This is a genomic window from Acidobacteriota bacterium (genome assembly GCA_022340665.1).
Taxonomy (GTDB): domain Bacteria; phylum Acidobacteriota; class Thermoanaerobaculia; order Thermoanaerobaculales; family Sulfomarinibacteraceae; genus Sulfomarinibacter.
Window position 1 is genome coordinate 17,524 of record JAJDNM010000136.1, and the last position, 9,771, is coordinate 27,294.

The 9,771-nt window shown below is 62.1% G+C and carries 8 protein-coding genes; 4 read left to right on the top strand and 4 right to left on the bottom strand.

The window, feature by feature from the left end; genetic code table 11:
* The first annotated feature begins 57 nt into the window (after positions 1-57).
* Positions 58-1,269, top strand: coding sequence for a tRNA 4-thiouridine(8) synthase ThiI (thiI, locus tag LJE93_15330; protein ID MCG6950285.1), 1,212 nt, complete (start codon positions 58-60; stop codon positions 1,267-1,269).
* Positions 1,266-1,880 (top strand): 4Fe-4S dicluster domain-containing protein, encoded by a 615-nt coding sequence (locus tag LJE93_15335; protein ID MCG6950286.1) that lies wholly within the window; start codon positions 1,266-1,268, stop codon positions 1,878-1,880. Before thiI ends, LJE93_15335 begins: the two co-directional genes overlap by 4 nt.
* Positions 1,881-2,014: 134 nt before the next feature.
* Here LJE93_15335 and LJE93_15340 read toward each other — a convergent pair whose 3' ends face one another.
* From LJE93_15340 to LJE93_15355, 4 genes are read right to left on the bottom strand one after another with little or no spacing between them, the layout of a single operon-like run.
* Positions 2,015-3,016 (bottom strand): NAD(P)-dependent glycerol-3-phosphate dehydrogenase, encoded by a 1,002-nt coding sequence (locus LJE93_15340; protein MCG6950287.1) that lies wholly within the window; start codon positions 3,014-3,016, stop codon positions 2,015-2,017.
* A gap of 3 nt (positions 3,017-3,019) precedes the next feature.
* Complete coding sequence (gene plsY, locus LJE93_15345) at positions 3,020-3,622, bottom strand: glycerol-3-phosphate 1-O-acyltransferase PlsY (protein ID MCG6950288.1); 603 nt, start codon at positions 3,620-3,622, stop codon at positions 3,020-3,022.
* Positions 3,619-4,185: an RNA 2',3'-cyclic phosphodiesterase gene (gene thpR, locus LJE93_15350; protein MCG6950289.1), complete on the bottom strand. Its 567-nt coding sequence runs from the start codon at positions 4,183-4,185 to the stop codon at positions 3,619-3,621. The genes plsY and thpR overlap by 4 nt, the downstream gene beginning before the upstream one ends.
* Complete coding sequence (locus LJE93_15355) at positions 4,182-5,435, bottom strand: CinA family nicotinamide mononucleotide deamidase-related protein (GenBank protein ID MCG6950290.1); 1,254 nt, start codon at positions 5,433-5,435, stop codon at positions 4,182-4,184. The genes thpR and LJE93_15355 overlap by 4 nt, the downstream gene beginning before the upstream one ends.
* 203 nt (positions 5,436-5,638) lie before the next feature.
* Here LJE93_15355 and LJE93_15360 point away from each other — a divergent pair, with 203 nt between their 5' ends.
* Together LJE93_15360 and lysF are read left to right on the top strand one after the other, a co-directional pair.
* Entirely contained in the window at positions 5,639-7,015 is a 1,377-nt protein-coding gene (locus LJE93_15360) for an MmgE/PrpD family protein (GenBank protein ID MCG6950291.1), read from the top strand.
* Positions 7,016-7,133: 118 nt separating this feature from the next.
* Entirely contained in the window at positions 7,134-9,077 is a 1,944-nt protein-coding gene (gene lysF / locus LJE93_15365; GenBank protein ID MCG6950292.1) for a homoaconitase, read from the top strand.
* The last annotated feature ends 694 nt before the right edge of the window (positions 9,078-9,771 follow it).

Below are 9,771 nucleotides of genomic sequence, written 5' to 3' on the forward strand. Positions count from 1 at the left end.
GTGATCGGGAAAACCGCATTCTGAATTCCGAATTCTTCGAATGCTACCCTTCTGACGATGAGTGAAGCGACCCGTGTCCTCGCGACGACCTCCGAAATCAGCCTCAAAGGAGGCAACCGCCGATGGTTTGAGCGGACTCTGACCGAAAATGTCCGCAGCGCTCTCGGCGATCTGCCGGTGGCGTCACTCGAGCGACCCTCCTGGCGGGTGCTCATAACCTTCAAAGAGCCGGTCGAGTTCTCCGAAGCAGCCCGACGTTTGAACACAGTTTTCGGCATCGGCGCGATGATGGCGGTGGACTTCGCAGGTCACTCCATACAGGATGTCAAGAACCATCTCGACGGCCAGCTCAAAGGTCTGACGCCCAACTCCTTCGCGGTTCGCTGCCAGCGATCAGAGAAACGATTCCCGATGACGTCGCCCGAGATCGAGCGCGACCTCGGTGCCCATATACAGGAGCGCGAAGGATGGCCGGTCAATCTCAGGAACCCCGAATTGACGATCCATCTCCTGGTCGAAGAGCGGGGCATCTTCACCTGGTCTCACCGCGTCCAAGGGCCGGGCGGCCTTCCGGTTGGCGTCGGTGGTCGGGCCAGCTGTCTGGTATCGGGCGGGATTGACTCTCCAGTGGCCGCTTACCTGGTGATGAAACGGGGAATGCACCTCGACTTCGTCCACTTCCATTCGGTGCCCCGGACCGACCCTGCAAGTCTCGAGAAGGTCGAGGAGCTGATCAGAATTCTCAATCGGTACCAGGGGCCCGCTCGGTTGGCGATGATTCCTCTTCTGCCGATACAGGAAGAGATCGCGGCTCGCTGTCCGGCAGAGCTGCGAGTGCTCCTTTATCGGAGATTCATGTTACGGCTTGCGGAAGCCGTCGCGCCCGACTTTCGCTCGGACGCTCTCATCACCGGGGAATCATTGGGTCAGGTGGCGTCGCAGACCATCCAGAATCTCCGTGCCGTCGAGTCTGTCGCGACGATGCCTGTGCTGCGTCCGTTGATTGGTGCAGACAAGCCAGAGATCATCGACATTGCTCGCCGCATCGGAACCTACGAGACATCTATCATCCCCCACTTCGACTGCTGCTCTTTTCTCATGCCGGAACGGCCGGCTACAAAGTCGACTGCTGCCGAACTCGACGACGCCGAGAGCGCGCTCGACATCGACGCGCTCATATCGGATGCAGTCAACCACAGTGAAACCCGCATCATCGATGAGTCCGTCCCTTGGGACCGGATTCCGCTACCCAAAGGGATAGTCCAGTGAGCGATGACCGGCGCCGCTCTCGCCGCGATCTGCTCACGGGATGGATGAGTGCCTTTCGCGAAGTGTCGACTGCCGCCACCGGAACAACCCCTAACGACCCCGCGAAGGTGCTCCGCCCACCCGGGGCACTCAAGCCCGATGAGGACTTTCTCGCCGCCTGCACCGGATGCGCTGATTGCGTTCCCGTCTGCCCAACATCGAGCATCTTCATGATCACGCACGAGGGCGATCGGCAGATCCCGGTCATTTCGCCGTCCACCAAGGCCTGTTACCTGTGCGCCGACCTGCCCTGCATCGCCGCCTGCTCCGACGGCGCTCTGGTGGACCCGGGCGGACCCGAACAGGTGCGCCTCGGCATTGCCAGGGTCAACCCACGCCGCTGCGTCACCTTCAAGGGCGAGACCTGTGACCGGTGCTATTCGGCGTGTCCCTATCCGGATCGTGCCATCATGTCGATCGGCGGGCGGCCATTGATCGGCAGCGGCGCGTGCACGGGTTGTGGTCTGTGCGAAAACGCCTGCCCCGAGCACCCGAAAGCAATCGTCGTCATCGCGGAACGGAACCTCGTGCCCGGCCTGCGGATTCCGAAGGACGAGCAACACGCCGGCTGACGAAGAGACAGATATTCGATATTGGATGTTCGATATTAGATGTTGGATATTGGTGTCGGGACCTCCACGATCATGGGAAACGAGGCGGGCAGGCGAATCCAAGATCCAATATCAAAGATCGGGCGGGTGGGCGGTCAGAGTTCCGCTTCGACCTTGAGCTCCCTCGTCATCAACTCATAAAGTGCCGTCTGCGCATCCGTCTCGCCGTTCAAGAGCCTGGTCATGGCCTCGGTGATGGGCATGGCGACGTCATGCTCCTCGGCCAGTCGGGCCGCCGCTGGCGCAGTCCGGACGCCCTCCACGACCTCCCGCATCGAGCCAAGGATCTCTGCCAGAGATTCCCCACGCCCGAGTCGCTGGCCGAGGGTCCGGTTTCGCGACAACCCGCCGGTGCAGGTCAGGACCAGATCGCCCATCCCGGCAAGGCCTCGAAAGGTCTCCGCCTCGGCACCGAGGGCAACCCCAAGCCGGGTGATCTCGTGCAGACCGCGAGTCATCAGAGCCGCCTGGGTATTGAATCCGAGGCCCAAACCGTCAACGATTCCAGCGGCAATGGCGATAACGTTCTTGAGGGCGCCGGCAAGTTCGACACCCACGAGATCGGTACCCGCATAGCACCGTAAATGGTGGTCCGAAAACTCCTCCTGGAGCGACGCTGCAAGCCCGAGATCAGGACTGGCCAGCACGGCGGCCGAGGGATCGCCTCGCACAACCTCGCGCGCAAAGGTCGGACCGGAGAGGCAACAGAACCTGTTTGATTCCAGCTCCAAAACCTCGCCGGCAATCTCATCCATCCGCCGCAAGGTCTCTGTTTCGATCCCCTTGGAGGCGGATACGACGACTACATCGGCCTTGACGATCGAGGAAAGGGCCTCCATCACCCCCCGGCTGAACTGCGCCGGTACGACCCACAACCAGTGGTCGGCGTGGTTCGCAGCTTCCTCGAGATCGTTGACGGCTTGGATGTCGGGATGCAGATCGAGGTCGGAGAGAAAGAGCGGATTGCGGTGTTGGTTGTTGATCCCCTCGACCACCTCCGGCTCGCGTGCCCACAACATGATCTCGTGTCCTCGCCGGGCCAACTGGTGGGCCATTGCAGAGCCCCAAGATCCTCCACCGAAAACGCTCAACCTCACGCGTCACCTCCAGGAATCATCACCCACTCTGACCTCTTTCCCGGCCAACATGTTGCGGATATTCGAGCTGTGGCGAATGATGATCAGAACAGCCGCCGCACTGACCGAGACCAGCGTTATGAGGTCCGGCTCATCGATGACCTTGAGTGCGACCGGAAAGGTAGCGCTTGCCACCATCGATGCCAGGGATACCCACCTCGAGATCGCGAGCACGACGATCCATACAACCAGCGCTGCGAGCGCACTCGTCGGCGCGATGATCAGAAACGCGCCGAAACCCGCGGCCACGCCCTTGCCGCCACGAAACTTCAACCACACGGGGTAGCAATGGCCGACCACGACAGCCAGCATCGCAGCGGCCATCCAGCCGCTCTCCGGGTTGTACCACTTCATCAATCCGACCGAGAGCGCGCCTTTCCCGATGTCTACCAGGGTGACGGCGATTCCGGCCTTCCATCCGGCCGCCCGGAGGGCGTTGGTGCCGCCGACATTGCCCGACCCAGTGCGCCGCACATCCTTGCCGGTCATCATCCGAACAACCAGCAGCGCCGTGGGCAATGAGCCCAGGAGATAGGCTGTCAGGACCAGGAAAAGCTCGGGTATCACCTGCAGGAAAACCTTTCCAGCGCAGTGTACACCGCACCTCCGGGTTGCAGGTCACTCGAGAACAGCACCACCTCCGGACATGTGAAGCGCTTGAGGTCGAGCCCTTCGCCCCAAGCCAGAAATCGCTTGACTGCGACCTCCGGCCAACGTTCCTTCAACCTCGCCAACGTCAGGTGGACCGACCAGGGTCGCCGCTCGCGGCGGAAACCGGTGATTTCGGCCGCCTCCTCGACCTTATCGACCACGGCTTCGGCTCCGGTGGCGGAGCCTCCGAGCCACGCCACGCGGGGTCGTGCCGTTGACGGGAAGAAGCCGGTTTTCGAGAGATCGACAGACACCGGCTCCAGACCACGAACTCGCGGCGCGAGCTCTGCGGTCAACGCTGCCAGCTCGTTCCGGTCCGTCTCTCCGAGGAACTTGAGCGTCAGGTGCCAACCCAGGGGACGGGTCCACCTCGCTCTCGGAAGCTCTCCACGCAAATCATCCACGGCGTTCGCCAGCTTTGATCTGACAGTCTCGGGTATCTCGAGCCCCAGGAACGCGCGGATCGGGCGGCCGCTCATTCGCTGAACACCAACAGGCATCTTCTCAGATGATCGAGAGCCGCATTGAGACTCCACTCGCGGACGATCGAGCGATTGCCCATGAAGACCCGATGTCTCGCCGTCACACCGTTCGGACCGGCGACTGCCCAGTGAACGAGTCCAACCGGTTTTTCTTCGGTGCCTCCGGTCGGTCCCGCGATACCGGTGATGCCGACTCCCCAGTCCGAAACAAAACGCCCCCGCACACCCATCGCCATCGCGCGAGCTACTTCCTCCGACACTGCTCCGTGTTCGACCAGCATCTCGTGCGGAACGTCGATGAGGTTCTCCTTGGCATCATTCGAATAGGACACAACGCCGCCGAGAAATGACTCGGACGCCCCCGGCACGTTGGTCAGGTGGGCGCTCATGAGACCGCCGGTACAGGACTCCGCCACTGCCAGGGTGTGGCGCAGGCTCTCGAGCTGCATCAACACGACATCCGGGAGGCCGTCGACATCGACACCGGCCACGTCCTCGCCAAGCGCCTCGCGAAAGGCCGCTTCCATCGCGTCGAGTCGACTCTTCGTCTGCTCTGTATTTCCCTCAGCAGAGAGCACCAGCCGCAGCACCCCGTAGGACGCGAGAATGGTGACGTTCTCGCGGCCGAAATCCGCATAGAGATGCCGGATCTTTTCCTCTGTGTCCGACTCGACCACGCCGCCGAGCAAAAGCGTTCGCGAATCCTTGCGGACACCCTGGCTCATCTGCGCGATCCGTGGCTCGAGATCCCGTTCGAGCATTTCCTCCATCTCCCACGGCACGCCCGGAAACACCGCCAGGAGCCGTCCCCCCTCCTCGGTCATCAGTCCGGGCGCTGAGCCTCGCAAGTTGCGCAGCGGTGTGGAACCCTCGACAACCCTTGCCATCGAGGTGCAGATCTCAGGCATTTCACGCCCGAGCTCCGCGTAGCGTTCACGGATCCACTCCTCGACCTCGGCATCGGGCTTGATTCGCCGACCGAGCGCCCGGGCCACCGCGTCCCGCGTCACGTCGTCAGCCGTTGGACCGAGCCCACCGGTGACCACAACCACGTCGTAGCGGTCAAACAGTTCGCGGACCGCCGCGGAGACTCGCCCGATCGAGTCTCCGGCCACCCTTTTCTCCTCGACCGAGACTCCGTACCGGGCGAGGACCGCAGTGATACAGAGCGAATTCGAGTCAAGTCGACGGTCACCCAAGAGCTCCGAACCCACCGCAAGGCAGGCGGCTGTGCGCCTTTCACCCATAGCAGCCTCCGGCGGCATCATACGCTTTCGAGTTTTGAGTTTTGAGTTTTGAGTTTCGAGATTCCGCTCAATTAACCATCTTCCGGGGGCAAGTAAAAATTCGAATTTTGAAATACGAAATTCGAAATACGTGGGCAGGTGGAATTCCGGTACAATCTCGCCGCACCTAGATGCGGCATCACCGTGACCGCGAGGAGATTTCCATGACAAACGTGACTCGGACCATTTCTGACTGGGCTGCGAACGTACAGTATGAAGACCTCCCACCCGAGGTCGTGCTCGAGGCCAAACGATTCCTGATGGACTCGGTTGGCTGTGCGCTCGGTGGGGCGCAGCAACACGACGTCCACATTGCGCGTGAGGTGCTGACGGAGACTGCCGGCTCGGGCAGCTGTAGGGTCATGGTGACCGGCGAGCTCTGGGATCCGGTGTCGGCATCACTGCTCAACGCCCTGATGATCCGGGTCATGGACTATAACGACATCTACTGGAAGCAGGACCCGTCGCACCCGTCGGACATCATTCCCGCGGCGATGGCGGCGGCCGAGCGAGCCGGAGGATCGGGGCGCGACCTGCTGGTCGGCATCGCCCTCGCTTACGAGTTCGAGCAGCGACTGTGCGAGGTCTCTTTCCCGGGAGTGCGCGAGATCGGCTGGCACCACGCAACTCTCACCGCCGCAGCGGCGCCGATCGCCGCCGCCCGCATGTTCGGCCTCAACGCCGAACAGATGCAGCACGCGATCGGCATCTCTGCCTCTCGCCACTGTACGACCGGATCCGTGACCGCCGGCAAATTGACGATGATGAAGAACACGGTCGACCCGATGGCCACCCAGAGCGGAGTCCTGGCCGCCCTGCTCGCCGAGCGCGGCTACACGGGACCTGAGCACGTGCTCGACGGCAAGGAGGGATTCAGCCACGTTTTCGACACCGAGTGGAAATTCGCCATTCTCACCGAAGGTCTCGGAGACTCGTGGCGCATCCTGCAATGCGGGATGAAGTATTTCCCGACCGAGGCGCTGACCCACGCGCCGATCTCCGCAACCCTCGATCTGATGATCGAGAACGACCTCACTCCCGACGAGGTCGAGACCGTGACGGTCTACTCTCTGGCGCGGGCGGCCGATATCCTCGCCGACCCGTCGAAGTACGACCCGCGGAGCAAGGAAACGGCCGACCACTCGCTACCCTACGTGATCGCCGCCGCGGTCGCCGAGCGGCAAGTGACGCCGGTGCAGTTCACCGACGCCAAGATCATGGATCCGACGATCCGCGCCCAGCTCGACAAGGTGAAGGTGTTCGCCGATCCCGAAATCGAAGCGGTCTTTCCCGAACTGCAACGCGTCCGGGTAGTCATCAAGACGACAGATGGTCGGGAGGTCGAGAAGCGGCTCGATTATCCCAAGGGGGATCCACGCAACCCGCTGACCGACGATGAAATCGCCGGCAAGTTCGCGGCGCTCGCCGAAGGAATTGCAACCCCTGAAGACGTCGAGAAAATGCGGACCGCGGTCGATCGCACAGAGGAGTACGACGACGTTCGGGAGTTGATGTCGGAGCTGGTGGTAACCAAGGAATGAAGTTTTGAGTTTTCAGTTTTGAGTTATGAGTTGCCCCCCACCCTCCGCGGAGGACGATTCGGTGGGCCGGGCGGGAACTCACAACTCACAACTCATAACTCATAACTGGGAGGCTTTCATGGGTCAGACTATCACCGAGAAAGTGGTGCAGGCACATGCAGAGGGGCTTGCGTCCGGGTATGAGGTGCGGGCGGGCGACATGGTCACTGTACGGCCATTGCACGTCATGACGCACGACAACACCGGCGCCGTGATTCCAAAATTTCGGGCCATCGGCGCCACATCGATTGCCGACCCATCACAGCCGGTCTTCACGCTGGACCACAACGTCCAGGACACGAGTAAGGAGAACCTCGCCAAGTATCAGTCCATCCGGGAATTTGCCGACGCCCATGGCGTGGCGTTCTTCCCGGCCGGGGCCGGTATTGGCCACCAGCTGATGGTCGAGCAGGGCTTCGTCCATCCCGGGGCCCTGGTCGTCGCTTCCGATTCGCACTCCAACATGTACGGCGCGCTGGCTGCGGTCGGCACGCCGGTCGTCCGAACCGACGCCGCCGCCCTTTGGGCGAGCTCGGTGACCTGGTGGCAGGTTCCGCGCACCGTCAAGGTCGTGCTCGATGGCGCGCTCCGGCCCGGCGTCAGCGGCAAGGACGTCATCATCACCCTGTGCGGGCTTTACAACGCCGGCGAGGTGCTGAACGCGGCGGTCGAGTTTCATGGCGCCGGCATCGCCAATCTGTCGATATCGGAACGTCTGACCATCTCCAACATGACGACCGAGTGGGGCGCGCTGGTCGGCTGGTTCCCGTTCGACGCGATCACGGCTGACTATCTCCGCGACCGCGCCGCGATCCTCGCCGAGAAGGGCGTCGGCCACCGGCTCGACGAAGAGATGATCGCGCACTGGGAGGATCGTCCCCCGGAACCCGACGGCGACGCGTCGTACGCCGCCAAGATCACCCTCGACCTCGGGGCGGTGTCACCCCATGTCGCCGGACCCGACGGCGTCACTGTCATGCGATCCGCGGCCGAGCTGGCCGAGCATCGGCTCGCCGTCCAGAAGGCCTACCTCCTGTCGTGCACCAACGCTCGCTTCGACGATCTGGTCGAAGCGGCGGCGGTGCTTCGCGGCCGGAAGGTGGCGGAAACCGTCGAGCTCTACGTGGCGGCAGCATCGGCAGAAGTGCAACGGGAGGCCGAAGAAGACGGTGCATGGAAGGACCTGCTCGACGCCGGTGCGATCGCGCTCCCCCCGGGATGCGGCGCGTGCATCGGCCTCGGTGTCGGCCTGCTCGAGCCGGGCGAGGTCGGGATCTCGGCCACCAACCGCAACTTCAAGGGACGGATGGGCTCCCGCGACGCAAAGGCCTACCTGGCAAGCCCCGCCGTGGTCGCAGCATCTGCGGTTGCCGGATACATCACCGGTCCCGAAGATCTCGGCTCCTCGGAGCCCGGTTACGCATACACCGACCTCGGCTGGAAACCGCTCGAGCGCGAGGTCGCAATCAGCGACGGCTTTCCGGCAAAGCTCGACGGGCGCGCGCTCTTGCTCCCGGTCGACAGCCTCAATACCGACGGTATCTACGGCAAGGATGTCACCTACCGCGACGATCTTTCGCCCGATCAGATGGCGACCCATGCGATGGCCAACTACGATCCGGCTTTTCAGGAGATCGCGGCCGAGGGCGACATCATCGTCGCCGGGCGCAACTTCGGCTCCGGATCCTCGCGCGAACAGGCGGCAACCGCACTCAAGTACCGTGGCATCCAGATGGTGATCGCAGCGTCATTCTCGCAGACCTATCTTCGGAACGCGTTCAACAACTCTTTTATTTGCCTCGAGAGCCCGGCCCTCTCCGGAGCGATTCGTGCGGCGCATGCGGACGAAACCGATGGCGGGGCGAAGACGATCCCGGCCGGTGACCTGGCGATCGATTTCCAGAATGCGAAAGCCACCTGGCGCAGCGAGAGCTATCCGCTGTCGCCGCTCGGCCCGGCGGCACAGGAGCTCATTCTGGCTGGCGGGCTGGAAGCCCTGACCAGAAAGCGGCTGGGGCTCTAGTCCGCTCGATGCTCGATGCTGGATGCTGGATGCTGGATGCTCGATGTTCGATATTTGATGTTGGATCTTGGATGCCCTGATATTGAGTGTTCTGTATTCGTGAATGCGTTCATACGCCGATCCAAATTTAACATCCAATATCCAACATCCGATTTCCGATATCGAATCGCCGACATCCGACGTCCAACATCGGGTGTCCAGCCCGGGCACCGATACTCAGAAAAAAGGCCCGGTCTCAATCTCCAAGATAGGCTGTTTGACAGCCTCGCTATGTTATGCTTCGCAACGTCATTCGAGTGGTAGATACAGTCATATCGTATTGATGATCGACAGGGGAAGGGGACGGCGTTGCAACGACCGTGGGGCGCCAAAGCTCACATCTACCGGTTCAGGATTCGTCCACCCTCCCTCCTCCGCTTCGCGCAAATACCCCTCAAACCAGACTGGTCCATCTTGCCCATCCAACACATCGGGTTGGGTGGCATCACGTTTTTTGACGCTGCGACATCGATGAGACAGACGATAGGAGGGAGGAGATGAGCATGATGTCCGAAATCACGGTGGTCCGAACGGGGCGGAGTGCCGCAGCGCTCGCCTTGGCGCTTGCGCTGACGCTGGTTTTCACCGCTCCCGCAGAGGCAATTGACCTCTCGGGAAGCAGCGGCAAGTACTCTCTCAATCTCGATACAACACT

What these genes read in the sequence shown, in the direction of transcription:
- thiI (MCG6950285.1), top strand. Translation starts at nt 58, where the DNA reads ATGAGTGAAGCGACCCGTGTCCTCGCGACGACCTCCGAAATCAGCCTC.
- thpR (MCG6950289.1), bottom strand. Translation starts at nt 4,185, where the DNA reads ATGAGCGGCCGCCCGATCCGCGCGTTCCTGGGGCTCGAGATACCCGAG.
- LJE93_15360 (MCG6950291.1), top strand. Translation starts at nt 5,639, where the DNA reads ATGACAAACGTGACTCGGACCATTTCTGACTGGGCTGCGAACGTACAG.
- lysF (MCG6950292.1), top strand. Translation starts at nt 7,134, where the DNA reads ATGGGTCAGACTATCACCGAGAAAGTGGTGCAGGCACATGCAGAGGGG.
- LJE93_15355 (MCG6950290.1), bottom strand. Translation starts at nt 5,435, where the DNA reads ATGGGTGAAAGGCGCACAGCCGCCTGCCTTGCGGTGGGTTCGGAGCTC.